The sequence below is a fragment of the Streptomyces sp. NPDC040610 genome, assembly GCF_055594065.1.
In genome coordinates, this window is sequence record NZ_JBVIXA010000001.1 from 1,295,330 (window position 1) to 1,309,937 (window position 14,608).

Annotated in this window: 12 protein-coding genes and 1 pseudogene; 9 read left to right on the forward strand and 4 right to left on the reverse strand. The window is 72.4% G+C overall.

Annotated elements, in window-relative coordinates; translation table 11 throughout:
* Positions 1 to 2 precede the first annotated feature (2 nt).
* On the forward strand, positions 3 to 2,246 hold the full coding sequence (locus ACZ6AA_RS05755) for an MMPL family transporter (RefSeq protein ID WP_471456422.1): 2,244 nt from the start codon (positions 3 to 5) through the stop codon (positions 2,244 to 2,246).
* A 33-nt stretch (positions 2,247 to 2,279) separates the two neighbouring features.
* A complete protein-coding gene (locus tag ACZ6AA_RS05760) occupies positions 2,280 to 2,867 on the forward strand; it encodes a GNAT family N-acetyltransferase (RefSeq protein ID WP_468452128.1) in 588 nt (195 codons plus the stop codon).
* A 33-nt stretch (positions 2,868 to 2,900) separates the two neighbouring features.
* On the opposite strand, the pseudogene ACZ6AA_RS05765 reads toward ACZ6AA_RS05760, so the two are convergent.
* Together ACZ6AA_RS05765 and ACZ6AA_RS05770 are read right to left on the reverse strand one after the other, a co-directional pair.
* Positions 2,901 to 3,119, reverse strand: a pseudogene (locus ACZ6AA_RS05765) (IS5/IS1182 family transposase); the annotation flags it as partial.
* A 327-nt stretch (positions 3,120 to 3,446) separates the two neighbouring features.
* On the reverse strand, positions 3,447 to 4,223 hold the full coding sequence (locus tag ACZ6AA_RS05770) for an alpha/beta fold hydrolase (protein WP_471456424.1): 777 nt from the start codon (positions 4,221 to 4,223) through the stop codon (positions 3,447 to 3,449).
* Between the two features lie 112 nt (positions 4,224 to 4,335).
* Here ACZ6AA_RS05770 and ACZ6AA_RS05775 point away from each other — a divergent pair, with 112 nt between their 5' ends.
* The 6 genes from ACZ6AA_RS05775 to ACZ6AA_RS05800 all read left to right on the forward strand — a co-directional run bounded on the left by ACZ6AA_RS05775 (position 4,336) and on the right by ACZ6AA_RS05800 (position 10,816).
* A complete protein-coding gene (locus ACZ6AA_RS05775; protein WP_144323997.1) occupies positions 4,336 to 5,163 on the forward strand; it encodes a helix-turn-helix domain-containing protein in 828 nt (275 codons plus the stop codon).
* Positions 5,164 to 5,353: 190 nt separating this feature from the next.
* Complete coding sequence (locus tag ACZ6AA_RS05780; protein WP_471456426.1) at positions 5,354 to 6,010, forward strand: hypothetical protein; 657 nt, start codon at positions 5,354 to 5,356, stop codon at positions 6,008 to 6,010.
* A 164-nt stretch (positions 6,011 to 6,174) separates the two neighbouring features.
* Positions 6,175 to 6,729 carry a helix-turn-helix domain-containing protein gene (locus ACZ6AA_RS05785; protein WP_468452122.1) on the forward strand — a complete coding sequence of 185 codons (555 nt, stop codon included), beginning with the start codon at positions 6,175 to 6,177 and terminating at the stop codon, positions 6,727 to 6,729.
* Positions 6,730 to 6,969: 240 nt separating this feature from the next.
* On the forward strand, positions 6,970 to 7,164 hold the full coding sequence (locus tag ACZ6AA_RS05790; protein WP_468452120.1) for a hypothetical protein: 195 nt from the start codon (positions 6,970 to 6,972) through the stop codon (positions 7,162 to 7,164).
* 244 nt (positions 7,165 to 7,408) lie between these two features.
* Positions 7,409 to 10,495 carry a helix-turn-helix transcriptional regulator gene (locus ACZ6AA_RS05795; RefSeq protein ID WP_468452118.1) on the forward strand — a complete coding sequence of 1,029 codons (3,087 nt, stop codon included), beginning with the start codon at positions 7,409 to 7,411 and terminating at the stop codon, positions 10,493 to 10,495.
* Positions 10,496 to 10,600: 105 nt separating this feature from the next.
* A complete protein-coding gene (locus ACZ6AA_RS05800; protein WP_468481946.1) occupies positions 10,601 to 10,816 on the forward strand; it encodes a DUF6191 domain-containing protein in 216 nt (71 codons plus the stop codon).
* 119 nt (positions 10,817 to 10,935) lie between these two features.
* On the opposite strand, the gene ACZ6AA_RS05805 is transcribed toward ACZ6AA_RS05800, so the two are convergent.
* A complete protein-coding gene (locus ACZ6AA_RS05805) occupies positions 10,936 to 12,114 on the reverse strand; it encodes a PQQ-dependent sugar dehydrogenase (protein ID WP_468452114.1) in 1,179 nt (392 codons plus the stop codon).
* A 242-nt stretch (positions 12,115 to 12,356) separates the two neighbouring features.
* Positions 12,357 to 13,355: an aldo/keto reductase gene (locus ACZ6AA_RS05810; RefSeq protein WP_468452112.1), complete on the reverse strand. Its 999-nt coding sequence runs from the start codon at positions 13,353 to 13,355 to the stop codon at positions 12,357 to 12,359.
* Between the two features lie 106 nt (positions 13,356 to 13,461).
* Here ACZ6AA_RS05810 and ACZ6AA_RS05815 point away from each other — a divergent pair, with 106 nt between their 5' ends.
* On the forward strand, positions 13,462 to 14,412 hold the full coding sequence (locus ACZ6AA_RS05815; protein WP_471456428.1) for a 2-hydroxyacid dehydrogenase: 951 nt from the start codon (positions 13,462 to 13,464) through the stop codon (positions 14,410 to 14,412).
* Positions 14,413 to 14,608: the final 196 nt, after the last annotated feature.

Below are 14,608 nucleotides of genomic sequence, written 5' to 3' on the forward strand. Positions count from 1 at the left end.
CCGTGGCAGCACTCGCCCGGTGGTGCGTCCGGCACCGCCTAGTCGCCGTACTGCTCTGGCTCCTCGCACTCGGCGGCACGGCCGCCGCTGCCGCCGCCGTCGGCTCCGCGTACTCGAACAACTACGAAGTGCCCGGCACCGAGTCCGACCGCGCCACCAAGCTCCTCGGCAAGGGCTTCCCCGACCTCGGCGGCGACAGCGACACCGTCGTCTGGCACACCCCCGCGGACCAGAAGGTCCGCTCCGCCGCCGTCGAGCAGACGATGACTGAGACCCTCGACAGGATCGCGGACCTGCCCGGCGTCGCCTCCGTCACCAGCCCGTACGCCGACCGGGGCGCCGCCCAGGTCAGCGCGGACGGCCGCACGGCGTACGCCACCGTCACCTTCCGCGAGCAGATCGACTCCGTCGACCGGGCGCAGGCCCAGGCCGTCGTCGACACCGCCAAGGCCGCCGAGAGCGACGGCCTCGACATCGAACTCGGCGGCGGCGCCATCGGCCTCACCGAGTCCAAGAGCGCCAAGACTGCCGAGATCGTCGGCGTGGCCGTCGCCGCCGTCGTGCTCTTCCTGGCCTTCGGCTCGCTGGCCGCCTCACTGCTCCCCATCGCCACGGCGGTCGTCTCCGTCGGCACGGCGTACGCGGGCATCGTGCTGCTCGGCCACTTCATGACCGTCGCCGACTTCGCGCCGATGCTCGGCACCCTCATCGGGCTCGGCGTCGGCATCGACTACGCCCTGTTCATCGTGACCAGGCACCGCAAGGGCCTCAAACGCGGCCTGCCCGTCGCCGAGGCCGCCGAACGGGCCGTCGCCACCACCGGCCGCGCCGTCGTCTTCGCGGGCGCCACCGTCTGCATCGCCCTGCTCGGCATGCTGATCCTGCGCCTGAGCTTCCTCAACGGCGTCGCCATCGCCGCGTCGCTCACCGTGATCCTGACCGTGGCCGCCTCGGTGACGCTGCTCCCTGCGCTGCTGTCCTTCATCGGCCCCCGCGCCCTCAGCCGCCGCGAGCGGCGCAGGCTGGCCGAGCGCGGGCCCGAGCCGGAGGTGCCGACGGGGCTCGCCGCCCGCTGGTCGGCGTTCGTGGAGCGGCACCCCAAGCTGCTCGGCGGCGTCGCCGTGGCCGTGATCGCGCTGCTCGCCATCCCCACCCTCTCCCTGCACCTGGGCACCTCCGACCAGGGCAACAACCCCTCGTCGGCCACCACCCGGCAGGCCTACGACCTCCTCGCCGACGGCTTCGGCCCCGGCGTGAACGGCCCCCTCACCCTCGTCACCGAGGTCAACGGCGCCGCCGACCGGCTCGCCCTGGACAACCTCGACAGCACGCTGAAGTCCACGCCGGGCGTCGCCTCCGTGAGCCCCGTGACCTACGACGACGGCGGCAGCGCGGCCTTCCTCACCGTCGTGCCGGACTCCGCTCCCCAGTCCCAGCAGACCAGCGACCTGGTCGACCGGCTCCGCTCCGACGTGTTGCCGAGGGCTCAGACCGACACCTCCCTCGACGTGCACGTCGGCGGCGTGACGGCCGGGTACGACGACTTCGCGGAGATCATCGTCGGCAAGCTCCCGCTGTTCGTGGGCGTCGTGATCGGCCTCGGCTGCGTCCTGCTCCTGCTCGCCTTCCGCTCGGTCGGCATCCCGCTCAAGGCCGCCGTGATGAACGTGGCGGCGGTGGCGGCGGCGTTCGGCGTCGTGGTGGCGGTGTTCCAGTGGGGCTGGGGGAGCGAGCTGATGGGCCTCGGCCGGGCCGGGCCGATCGAGCCCTTCCTGCCCGTGATCATGGTCTCGGTCCTCTTCGGCCTCTCCATGGACTACCAGGTGTTCCTGGTCAGCAGGATGTACGAGGAGTGGCTTGAGACCGGCGACAACCGCGTCGCCGTCCGGGTGGGCCTCGCCGAGACCAGCCGCGTGATCAACTCCGCGGCCGTGATCATGATTTCGGTCTTCCTGGCGTTCGTGCTCAGCGGGGACCGGGTGATCGCGATGTTCGGCATCGCGCTCGCCGCGGCCGTCGCGCTCGACGCGTTCGTGCTGCGGACGCTCCTGGTGCCCGCCCTGATGCACATGCTCGGCGGCGCCAACTGGTGGCTGCCCGAGCGCCTCGACCGCTGGCTGCCCCGGATCAGTATTGAGGTGCCCGATTCCCGCGTGCGTGCGACGATCCCCGGACAGCGTGCGACGGAGGACGCTCCGCTCGCGCTGGAGGACGTGACGGCTGAGCGGCACGGGGGCGTGCGGTAGGCGCGCGGGCGTGCCAGGACGGTGAGGAGCGGGATGTTCGCGATATCCGTGGGCGAAGGGGCCGAGCTGCGGCCGATCGAGCCGTGGCAGGCCGAGGAACTGCTCGCCCATGTGGAGCGGGCACGTGAGTACGCGGGCCCCTGGGTCCCGTTCACCGTCAGGGTCACCGACGTGGAGTCGGCGCGGGCCCACCTCCAGCACTTCGCCGAGCGGCAGGCCGCCGACACCGGGCGCTTCTACGGCATCTGGCTCGACGGGACGCTCGTCGGCGGCGTCCTCTTCCGGATCTTCGACACCGCCGTCGAGTCGTGCGAGGTCGGCGTGTGGCTGGAGCCGTCGGCGGCCGGGCGCGGGCTGATCACCAACGCGGCCCGGGTCATCATCGACTGGGCCGTGGACCAGCGCGGCATGCACCGCGTGGAGTGGCTGGTGTCCTCCCTCAACGAACGCAGCAAGAAGGCGGCGCGGCGGCTCGGCTTCGTGTGCGACGGGGTGTTGCGGGAGAGCTTCCCCTGGCAGGGGATCCGGCACGACATGGAGATGTGGTCGGTCCTTGCGCCGGAGTGGCGGGAGGCGCGGGCGGCTCGGGAGGCGGCGGAGGCTGCGGAGGCCCAGGGCTAGGGCGGGGCTCCGGCCGGTGTCGCCGAGGGCTGTGTTGCGGATCGTGGTGGCCGAGCAGGTTGTGTCGGCGATCGCCTGGCAGGAGCAGCCGAAGCGCAGGAGTTGCAGCATTTTGTCGAAGATGAACCGGTCGCTGATGCGCGGGCGGTGGCAGCCCAGCGGATGGTCCGGGTGGTACTCCGGCCGCTCGGGCAGCAGGGACGCCAATTGGTCCCGGAGCGGTTCGGTCAGCCATGATGGCAGCACAGGCACAGGTCTCCCCAATGAGTGATGTGCATCGTGGTCACGGCTCCGGGCAGGAGAACTACTCGCGCTGCTCGGCTCGTAGAGCGACAGCAGACCCTCGACGTCACCGGCCTACAGGTAGTCCATGAACAAGGGCCCCACCTGCTGAGCGTGTCTCGGCACGGCGCCGGGCGATGAGACCGACCTGCTTGTCGCCCCGGTCGGCCGCGGCAAGCAGGTCTGGCTGGGGTGCGTATCAACGCGGGAGGGTCGGGCCTAGGCCTCGCACTGTCACGCGGCGGGGCGTCCCGCGGGTGATCGGGGACGAAGTCGATTTTCAGGCCGCGCAGATGGTCAGGCTGCTGGTGCGAATGTCGTGATTGCGTCGACGAGGTCGGCCGGAGCTTCCAGCGGGATCAGGTGACCCGTGTTCGGAATCACCGTGAAATCGGCTCCGGAGAGGTAGGGCACCAGGTTGTTGACGAGCACGTCGACGGGCTCGACATGGTCGTTCTCCCCGGCGACGACGAGGGCGGGGACGCTGATCATGCGGGTGTGCTCGCAGACGTCCTCCGCGATGCCGCGCAGCGGCCACTCCGTGCGGGCGGCGTCGGTGCCGGCCCGCGAGTCGGCCGCGATCTGCGACTTGATCGATTCAGGCAGCTCGGTCGCGGTGAGGATGTGATCCCGTGCGCCGGCGACGGACTCGTCGGAGTCGTAGGCGTGGGAAAGGCCTTCCCGGTACTCGGGAGTGATCCCTGCGGCGGGCTTCGCCGGACCGGAACCGACGAGGATGATCCCCCGGAGGCCGACGGGCCGGGTCGCCGCGATGAGCTGCGCGACCTTTCCACCCATGGAATGTCCGACGAGGACGTAGTCGGTGACGCCCGCGTCGGCGATCACGGCGAGCGTGTCATCGGCGAGTTGGCGGAGGGTGTAAGGGCCGGCCAGGTTGCTCGAGCGACTCCACCCGCGGAAGTCGACAGTGAGCATGTCGCGTCCCGCCAGGCGGTCGACGACGAGGTCCCAGGTGCGGGCGGATCCACCCCAGTAGTGCAGAAACACCAGGGTCGGTCCGGTCCCCGGCCGGTGGTCATAAGCGGGCAGTAGCGGCTGCTGCGTCGTGTTCATCGTGAATCTCTCGATCAGTGTTCTGGGGCGGTTGTTCTGTGTGTTCATTGAATCTCTGCCGCTGTGCCGGGGCATCGGCATGACTGGTCGCCTAATGGTGGAAACTGGACAGATGACTGTGATCCGGCAGATGACCTACCAGCCCGTCGGGCGCCGTGCCGCCACTGTCGAAACCATGACGTTCGACCGCCTTCGCGAGCTGAACGACGGCGGGACACAGCGTGCCGACTTCCACGTCCTCGCCGTCGTCGATGCCGGGCACGGATCCGTCACCGTGGACTTCCTCCGACACCCGCTCCAGGAGCGGTCCGCGGTGTGGGTCGCTCCTGGAGCTGTGCACCGATGGGATGACATCGCTGGCGTGGCTGGGCACGTCGTGCTGTTCGTGCCGACCGCGCCGGTCACCCACGCCACCCGGGAGCTCGTCGGGTCCCCGGACCTGGTTGCACACTGGAACATTCCCGACGCCGACTGGCCGTTCGTCGACACCGCCCGCAACCATCTCCTCCTCGAAGCATCCGCCCCACCAGGGGATAGCTCGACGGAGCTGCCCGAGATCCTGCTCTCCGCGCTCATCGCCCGGCTCCGGCCCCCGCACGCCGAAGCACGGTCGATCAATCCGGTGTTTAGACTGTTCCGGTCCAGCGTCGAAGCGCACTACCGGGAACATCACGACGCCGGCTACTACGCCCGGACACTGGGATACGCGCCCCGCACCCTCTCAAGAGCGGTGCAGCAGGTCACCGGCCGCAGCGCGAAGGCGTACATCGTCGATCGGATCGTCCTGGAAGCCAAACGGCTCCTCGCACACGACCGCCTCACCGCGGCCGCCTGCGCCAACACGCTCGGCTTCCCCGACGCGTCCAACTTCTCGGTGTTCTTCCGGAAGGCGACAGGCATGCGCCCGGGCGCATGGCAGGCGACGGTGGCCGTCGAGTGAGGGGGTGTACTTAAGAAGGGCACTCAAATCCATGATCACAGAGCGTTGCACCTCCGTGATCGCCAGGGCCCAGTACCCGCCTCGCTGTTTGGGTACCACCGCGCCTATCTGCGCGGACTCTTAAGCGGGTTCTCATAAACGGGCCTTCTCCGTAAGGGAGTTCTCATACTGCGTCCGTACGGTGCCGGGCATGGGAACCAAGGCAGTTGACGAGTCCGCAGAAACCTCTGAGGCCGGGGCCGAGGCGGAGGTCGACCTCAAGAAGGACGAGGGGGCCGACGGCGCCGAGAAGGTGAGCCCGGCGGTCGCTGAGGCCGACGAGGCGGACGGCGGCGCGAAGGGCGAAGGCGGTGCGGCGGACGGGGAGTTCGCCGCCGACGGTGCCGACGACGCCGATGAGGACGACCTGGACGAGGAGTTCGAGGCCGCCGCGGTCGACGCCGCCGCCTCGTCCGCCGGGGTCGGCCAGGGCGCCGGTGCCGTCGTCGCCGCCGCCCTCGGCGTGGTCGGGCTCTCCGGCGGCTGGCTCGGCACCGTCGCGTCCGCGCGCGAGTCGTTGATCGGCCAGCTCAAGACCTCGCAGAGCGCGAGCGTGGCCCAGCAGGTACAGGAGGTCTACGGCGACTCCTGGAAGACCACCGCCCTGGTCGGCGGGCTGTTCGCGCTCGCGGCGCTGGTGGTCGGCGTGGGCGTGCTGCTGCGGCCCGCGTTCGGCGATCCGGCGCGGACGCAGGCGCCGTGGATCAAGTCGGTGGCGTGGGCCGGAGTCGCGCTCGGCGTGATCGGTCTGGTGCTGGCGATCGCGAAGTACACGAACATCCTTCTGGGACTGCCGTCGACGAGTTGACGCACCGCGCGGGAGCGGGCGCGCCGTCGGTCCCTACGCACGTCCGCGAGCGCGGCGCAGCTTCACACCGTGTCGCCAACTCCCGTCTGGCCTCGCCTTTTCCCGTCCGACGAGGACGCGGGGGGCGAGGCCGACGATCTTCGCGAGGGTGAGAACATCGGCCCATGGAAACGGTCGAACTCCTGCTGCACCCCGTACGGATCCGCATCGTCCACGCGATGTACGACGGTCGCACCCGCACAACCACCGAGCTCCGCTCGCTGCTGCCCGACGTCTCCAAGGCCACCCTGTACCGGCACATGAGCCTCCTGGTCGAGGGCGGACTCCTCGTCGTGGCCGACGAGCAGCCGGTGCGCGGCTCCGTGGAGCGCCACTACCGGCTGAACCGGGGCCGCGTGGTGCTCGACCACGAGGCGGCCGCGTCCCTGTCCCTCGACGACTTCCGGCGCGCCTTCGCCGTGGCGACCGCGACCCTCATGGCCGAGTTCAACACGTACCTCGACCGGGGCGACGCCGCCCCCGTCGCCGACCTGGTGGGCTTCCGGCAGTACTCGCTCTGGCTCAGCCCCGACGAACTCGCGGAGATGATCGCCGAGCTGCGCGAGGTGATCGTGGCCAGGGCCGTCAACGAACCCACGCAGCACCGCACCCGCCACCTCCTCAGCCCCATCGTGTTCCCCGCCGAGGGCCCGCCGACCGGGGGCGACACCCCGTCCTAGGCACCCGCCCCGCCCCGGCACCCACCCCGTCCCAGGCACAAGGACCGGCCCCCGCCCCCCCCTGCCCCTAAGCCCTTACCTGCCCTAAGGACCCCCTCAGCCCTGCCCTAAGGCCCCCACCCACCCCAAGATGCGGCACTCTCCCGATGTGCCGCACCCCCCTGGCAGACGAAAGTGGAGTCATCGCCGAAAGCGAAGGCGAAACCCACCGAGCACCACTGACCAGCCAGGGAGCACACCATGTACGAGTACGAACTCCACCAGCAGCGGGCCGCCGAGCTTGCCCGGTCCGCTCGCCACGACCGCCTCGTGCGGGAGGCCCGCAAGGCCGCCCGCGCGGGCCGCCGGGGCCGACGCGGCGACGAAGCCGAGGGGCGGGTGAGCCCCGGGCGCGTGACGGAACGGTTCACGGACCGCTTCACCCGCGCCGCGTGAGGGGCAGGGCGTGCCCGCCCCGCACCCGGAGCCCGGGGTGAACCCCACCCCGGGCACGGCACCCGGGTCAGCCCCGGCCGCACCGGCCGAAGCCGCCCCGGTCCCACCGCACCGGGCCACCCCGGTCCCGTCGCACCAGAGCGCCCCGGTCCCACCGCACCAAGCCGCCCCGGTCGCGCCGTACCAGGTCACCCCGGTTTCGCCCACCGGGAAACGCCCTGCCGCGAAGCCGCAGGTCTGTGCCATGCTCACCGCCATGGAGACCAGGTCCGTCAGCCCGGTGTTCGTCGGCCGGACCGACGAACTGGGCGCCCTAGAAGACGCGCTCGCCCGCGCCGCCGAACCGGCGGCGGGCGAGCCGCAGGCATTGCTGCTCGGCGGTGAGGCGGGCGTCGGCAAGACCAGGCTCCTGGAGGAGTTCGCGGCCGTGGCCTGCGCGCGCGGCGCGGTCGTCGCCGTCGGCGGCTGCGTCGAGATCGGCGCCGACGGACTGCCCTTCGCCCCCTTCTCCACCGCCCTGCGCACCCTGCGCCGCATGCTGCCCGGCCGGTTCGCCGCCGCGGCCGCGGGCCAGGAGGAGGAACTGGCCCGGCTGTTGCCCGAGCTGTGCGACGGCGCCCCGCTGCGCGGCACCCACGGCCCCAACGGCGAAGAGGCCACCGCCAGGCTCTTCGAGCTGACCGCCCGCCTGCTGGAGGCCCTCGCCGACGAACAGACCGTCGTCCTCGTCCTCGAAGACCTGCACTGGGCCGACGCCTCCACCCGCCACCTCCTGTCGTACCTCTTCCGCACGCTGCGCCGCGGCCGCCTCGTCGTCCTCGCCACCTACCGCGCCGACGACATCCACCGCCGCCACCCGCTGCGCCCCCTGCTCGCCGAACTCGACCGGCTGCGCGCGGTCCGCCGCGTCGAGGTGGCCCGCTTCACCCGCGACGAGGTCGGGCGCCAGATGGCCGGGATCCTCGGCGCCGAGCCCGCGCCGAAGCTGGTCGACGACATCTTCGAGCGCTCCGACGGCAACGCCTTCTTCGTCGAGGAACTCGCCGTCGCCTCCCACGGCGGCAGCTGCGCCGCCCTCACCGACTCGCTGCGCGATCTGCTGCTCGTCCGCGTCGAGGACCTGCCCGAGGACGCCCAGCGGGTGGCGCGGATCGTCGCCGAGGGCGGCTCAACCGTCGAGTACGACCTGCTCGCGGAGGTCAGCGGCCTCGGCGAGGACGACCTGATCGACGCCCTGCGCGCCGCCGTCGGCGCCAACATCCTGATCCCCTCGCCCGGCGGCGACGGCTACCGCTTCCGGCACTCCCTGGTCCGCGAGGCCGTCGGCGACGACCTGCTGCCCGGCGAGCGCTCCCGCATCAACCGCCGCTTCGCCACCGCCCTGGAGGCCGACCCCGCGCTCGTCGCCCCCGACCAGCGCACCACCCGCCTCGCCAGCTACTGGTACCACGCCCACGACGCCGCCAAGGCCCTGCCCGCCGTCCTCAACGCCTCCGTCGAGGCCCGCCGCAGACACGCCTACGCCGAGCAACTGCGGCTCCTGGAGCGGGCGATGGACCTGTGGGACGCCGTCCCCGACGACGTCCGCGTGCAACTGCGCCCCGTCGACTACACCGAGGTCTACCCGCCCTGCGGCTGTGACCCCGAGACCACCCCGCTGTGCTATCTGGACCTGATGGCCGAGGCCGCCGTCGCGGGCCGCCTGTGCGGCGAGCGTGAACGCGCCCTGAAGATCACCAAGCGGGCCCTGCGGCGCCTGGACGACGAGCCCGACGCGCTGCGCGCCGCCTGGTTCTGGGTACAGCGCTCCCGGCTCGTGCAGACCCTCGCCCGCGGCGACGGCTGGAAGGAACTCGCCACCGCGCAGGACCTCGTCCGCGGCCTGCCGCCGTCGGTCGTGCACGCCGAGGTGCTCGCCATGGTCGCCGGGTGGTCGATGCTGCACGAGCCGGGCCCGGAGGCCTTCGCCGCCGCCGAACAGGCCGTGGAGTACGCCCGCATGGTCGGCGCCCGCGACATCGAGCTGTCCGCCCGCCTCACCCTCGGCGGACTGATGGTCGACGCGGGCGACGTCGACGCCGGGGTCGCCGAGATGTTCGCGGTGCGCGAGCAGGTCCTCGCCGGCGGCAGCGCCGGACCGATCGGCCGCACCTTCATCAACCTGCCCTCCGTCCTCGAAGGCATCGGCCGCTCCCGCGAGGCCTCCGAGCTCCTCGACGAGGGCATCCGCCTCGCCCAGCGCTACGGCCTCCTGGAGTCCGAGCCCTGGATGTGGGCCAACCAGTCCGAGGCGATGTACGCCCTCGGCCGCTGGACCGAAGCCGTCGACGCCGCCCGCCGCGCGGGCCTCAGCGCCAAGCCGCGCGGCGGCGCCAGCCTGCGCCTGGCCCACCTCGCGCTCGCCCGCGGCGACATCGCCGAGGCCGCCCACCAACTCGCCGAGGCCCGCGCGCACTTCGGCACCCACGACCCGATGCCGCAGAACTCCCTGCCGCTGCACCGCGTCGCCATCGGCGTCGCCGCGGGCGAGGGCCGCCTCCTCGATGCCCGCACCGAACTCGCCCGGGCCGTCGCCGAGGGCTTCCCGCCCGGCACCCAGCGCTACGGCTGGCCGCTGCTCCTCGCCGCCGCCACCGCCGAGGCCGACGCCCGGGGCCTGCCCATCGCCGCCCCCGGCCGCGCCGACACCCTCCACCTCATCCGCACCACCGCCAAGTCCCTGGCCACGACCGCCCCGGTCTGGCAGGCGTACGAACTGTGGGTCCGCGCCGAACTCCTGCGCGCCGAAGGCCGCGCCACCCCCGAGGACTGGCTGGCCGCCCTCACCGCCGTCGGCCCGCTGGAGCGGCCCTACGACCTCGCCCGCGTCCGCCACCGACTCGCCGCCGCCCTGCTCACGACCGGAGCTGGATCCGGGGCGGGAGCCGGTGACGCCGACCGGGACCGCGCCGCCGAACTCCTCCGCCAGGCCGGAGCCGTCGCCGAGCACCTGGGCGCCCGCCCCCTCGCCGAGAGCGTCGACCGCCTCGCCCAGCGCACCCGGCTCTCCCTCACCGGTGCGCCCCCGACCGGGCCCGCCGACCCGGCCGACGCCCTCGGCCTGACCTCCCGCGAACGGGACGTACTGCGCCTGGTCAGCGCCGGCCGCACGAACCGCCAGATCGCCGAGGAGCTGTTCATCTCCCCGAAGACGGCAAGCGTGCACGTCTCCAACATCCTCGGCAAGCTCGGCGTCGCCGGCCGCGGCGAGGCCGCGGCCCTCGCCCACCGCCTTCAGCTCTTCCCCGGCGACGGGCCACTGCTGCCCGACGCCGCGGTGCGCGCCCCTTAGGCGCGCGGATCCCCGCGCCCCTGCCGGGGCGCCCGGCCCGGCTCGTTTCCGGCGGCGTCGCTTACGCTGGGAAGGGCAGGACCACCGTCCGGCCTTGGAGGCGCAGTGTTCAACGTGTTCGAGCAGCTCTTCGCACCAGGGCGCAAGCACACGGACGACGAGAACAAACGCTTGGAGCTGACGCGGGTCGACGTGGACGACGGGGACCCCGGCCGCGGGCCGATAGACCTGTCCTCCGGCAAGGTCGTGGTGCGGGTGCCGCAGCAGGCGCCCGGGGACGAGGCCGGCCGCACGGGCCCCGAGGGCGAGCCCGAGGCCTGACGCCCGGCCCCTGGCCCGGATCCTGTCGGCCGCCGCCCGGCCCCTGGCCCGGGTCCTCTCGGCCGCCGCCCGGCCTCTGGCTCGGACCCTGTCGGCCGCCGCCCTGCTTCACGCGCACCTCACTTCACGCGCACCTCCAGAATCCTGTCGTCCTCCTTCCCCGGAGTCCCCCGGGAGTCCGTCTCGCTGGTCACCAGCCACAGCTTGTCGCCGCCCGCCGCGACCACCGTGCGCAACCGTCCGTACTTCTCCGTGAGGAACGCCTCCGTCTTCGGCTCGCCGGTCACGCCCCGCACCGGGATCCGCCACAGCCGCTCGCCGCGCAGGCCCGCCATCCACACCGAGCCCTTCGCGTAGGCAACGCCGCTCGGTGAGGCCTCGGACGTCTTCCACTGGGCGACGGGCGCGTGGAAGGCGTCGTCGGAGTCGTCCTTGCCCTCGGCCTCCGGCCAGCCGTAGTTGTCGCCCGCCTTGATCTCGTTCAGCTCGTCCCAGGTGTCCTGGCCGAACTCCGAGGCCCACAGGCGCTTGTCCTCGTCCCAGTCCAGGCCCTGGACGTTGCGGTGGCCGTACGAGTACACGGGGGAGCCGTCGAAGGGGTTGCCCGGGGCCGGGTCGCCCTCCGGGGTCAGGCGCAGGATCTTGCCGCCCAGGGACTTCTTGTCCTGCGCCAGGTCCGTCTCGCCGGTCTCGCCCGTGCCCGCGTACAACATCTTGTCCGGGCCGAAGGCGATCCGGCCGCCGTTGTGGATGACGCCCTTCGGGATGTCCTTGAACACCGTGTCGGGGGCGCCCAGTTGCTGGCCGGACGGCTTCTTCTCGTCGTACAGCATGCGGGCGATGCGGTTGTCGGACTCCGTGGTGAAGTAGGCGTACACCTGGTGGTCCGACGCGTACGTCGGGGAGAGGGCGAGGCCCATCAGGCCGCCCTCGCCCGCGGCGGCGACCCCGGGGACCGAGCCGACCTCGGTCTTCTTGCCGCTCTCGCCGTCGATGCGGGTGATCGTGCCCTCGTCGCGCGAGGACACAAGGAGGTCACCGCCCGGCAGCGGGGCCAGGCCCCAGGGGGACTTCAGGCCCGTGGCGAGCGTCTTGGCGACCTCGGCCGAGCCCTTCTCGGGCGGTGCGTCGGAGGCGTCGCCCGACGGCGACGCGCCCGTGTCCGCGGAGCTGGACTCCGCGCTCTTGTCGCCCGAAGGGCCGTCGTCGTCCGACGAGCACCCGGTCGCCAACAGGAGCGCGGCGGCGGCCCATACGGCCGCCGCGGCGGCACGACGAGGATGGTGAGCACTCAGCACGGTCAGGATCCCTTCGACGCGGAGCTTCTACTGTTCATACACCGCAGCCGCCCCGCAGGTTCCCATCCACCGCGCGCCAATTCCGACCGGCTTCCGGCCGGGGCGCGGCCGGGTCGCGATCGGCCCTCGTCACCTCCGCCCCGGCCCCGCGTCCGCCCCGGCCCCCGCGTCCGTCCCGCCCTCCCCGCGCACGCGAACGCGAACGCGCGCCCGGACCAGGACCCTGATCCGGGTCGGCCCCCTCAGTCCCACGACCCCTGCGCCGGAGGCAGCGCCGCAAGCTCCGCCAGGTCCGCGGGCGAAAGGACCACGTCCGCGGCCCCGGCGTTCTCCCGCGCCCAGCGCTCCCGCTTGGCGCCGGGTATCGGGACCACCTGCGGCCCCTGCGCGAGCACCCACGCGAGAGCCACCTGCGCGGGCGTCGCGCCGTGCCGTGCGGCGACCCGGCGCAGCCCCACCACCAGCGGCTGGTTGGCCGCCATCATCTCGGCGGTGAACCGGGGGTGCCGGGCCCGCAGGTCGTCCGGCTCGAAGCCCTGCCCCGGCGTCAGCGTGCCGGTGAGGAAGCCGTTGCCCAGCGGCATCGCCGCGAGCAGCCCCACCCCGCGCGCCGCGCACCACGGCAGCAGCGCCACCAGCGCCTCCGGCGACCACACCGACAGCTCGGCCTGCACCGCCGCCACCGGGAAGACCTGCTGGACGCGCTCCAACTGCCGGATCGTGGCGTCGTGAAGACCCGTGCGCGCCCCCGCTCGGCGGCTCGCCCGCGCGCCCACCGCGCACAGCCCGAGCGCGCGCACCTTCCCGGCCGACACCAGCTCGGCCATCGCGCCCCAGGTCTCCTCGACGGGCACCTCGGGGTCGGCGCGGTGCAGCTGGTACAGGTCGATGGTGTCCGTCTGCAGGCGCCGCAGCGACGCGTCGCAGGCCCGCTTCACATAGCCGGGGCGGCCGTTGGCGACGATGTGCTGCTCGCCGACGAGCAGCCCGCACTTCGTGGACACGAAGGCCTCCGCACGCCGCTCCTTCAGCACCCGGCCGATCAACAGCTCATTGGTGAACGGCCCGTACATGTCCGCCGTGTCGAGGAGCGTCGAACCCACGTCGAGCGCCGCGTGCACGGTGCGCATCGAGGCGTCACCGCGCTGTCGGGAGCTGGTGTAGGCCCAGCTCATCGGCATGCAGCCGAGTCCGACGGCGCCCACCCCGAGCGCCCCCGCGCCGATCGTCCTGCGCTCCACTGGGCCTTACCCTCCCCTGTCCGGTGATCTTCGTCCGGGCGGCCCCCAACGTAACCTCTGCGCCCGGGCACACCGCGTGCGGCCTGTGCGCATTAGCCTCCTGGGCATGACGACCGACGTATGGCTGCCCGTGGCGGCTTCCGAGATCGAAGGCCTGCCCGCCGCCCACGAGGAGGGCTTCACCTACCGATTCTGGGACGGCGGCGGGGACTATCCGGCCGACCCCGCCGACTGTGTCTTCTACGGGGTCCCCTACATGATCGACCCCGCGGTCTGCGCGTGCCCGCTGTCCAGGATGACGTCCCTGCGCGTCGTCCAGACCCTGACCGCGGGCGTCGACCACGTGCTGCCCGCCGTCGAACAGCTCGCTCCGGGTGTTCGGTTGTGCAACGCGCGCGGGGTGCACGAAGCCAGCACCGCCGAGCTCGCCCTGACGCTGACCCTCGCTTCCCTGCGGGGCATCCCGCGTTTTGTGGAGGGACAGCGGGTAGAGGAGTGGCGGCAGGGGTTCAACCCGGCCCTCGCCGACAAGTCCGTCCTCATCGTGGGCTACGGAGCGATCGGTTCGGCGATCGAAGACCGGCTCACGGGCTTTGAGTGTGCGCGGGTGGCGCGCGTTGCGCGCTCCGAGCGTGCCACGGAGCGCGGTCCTGTGCTTCCGCTCTCCGAACTGCCCCGACTGCTGCCCGAAGCCGATGTCGTGATCCTTTCCACGCCGCTCACCGACTCCACGCGCGGCATGGTGAACGCCGATTTCCTCGCGCACATGAAGGACGGCGCGCTCCTGGTGAACGTGGCCCGCGGCCCCGTCGTCGACACCAAGGCACTCCTGGCCGAGCTGGAGAGCGGCCGCCTCACCGCGGCCCTGGACGTCACCGACCCGGAGCCGCTGCCCCCCGGTCACCCCTTGTGGCAGGCCCCCGGCGTGCTCATCAGCCCGCACGTGGGCGGCCCGACATCCGCGTTCCTGCCCCGCGCCAAGCGCCTCCTGGCCGGTCAGTTGAACCGGTACGCGGCCGGGGAGCCGCTCGCCAACGTCGTCCTGACGACCACGTAGCCAAGGGGCGCGGAAGCGGTAGGGAACGTTCCGCGCACGCTCCGCACCCGCCCGCGTGCGCCGCGTGTCCGCATTGACGCTGGCAGTCACGGAGAGTAGAGCGACCCTGTCCCTGAGTGACGAGACTGGTGTATCGTCCCGACTGGGGATGCGCCGTGGACCATTCGGCGCCGGGGATGTGGCAACAGGACTGCGA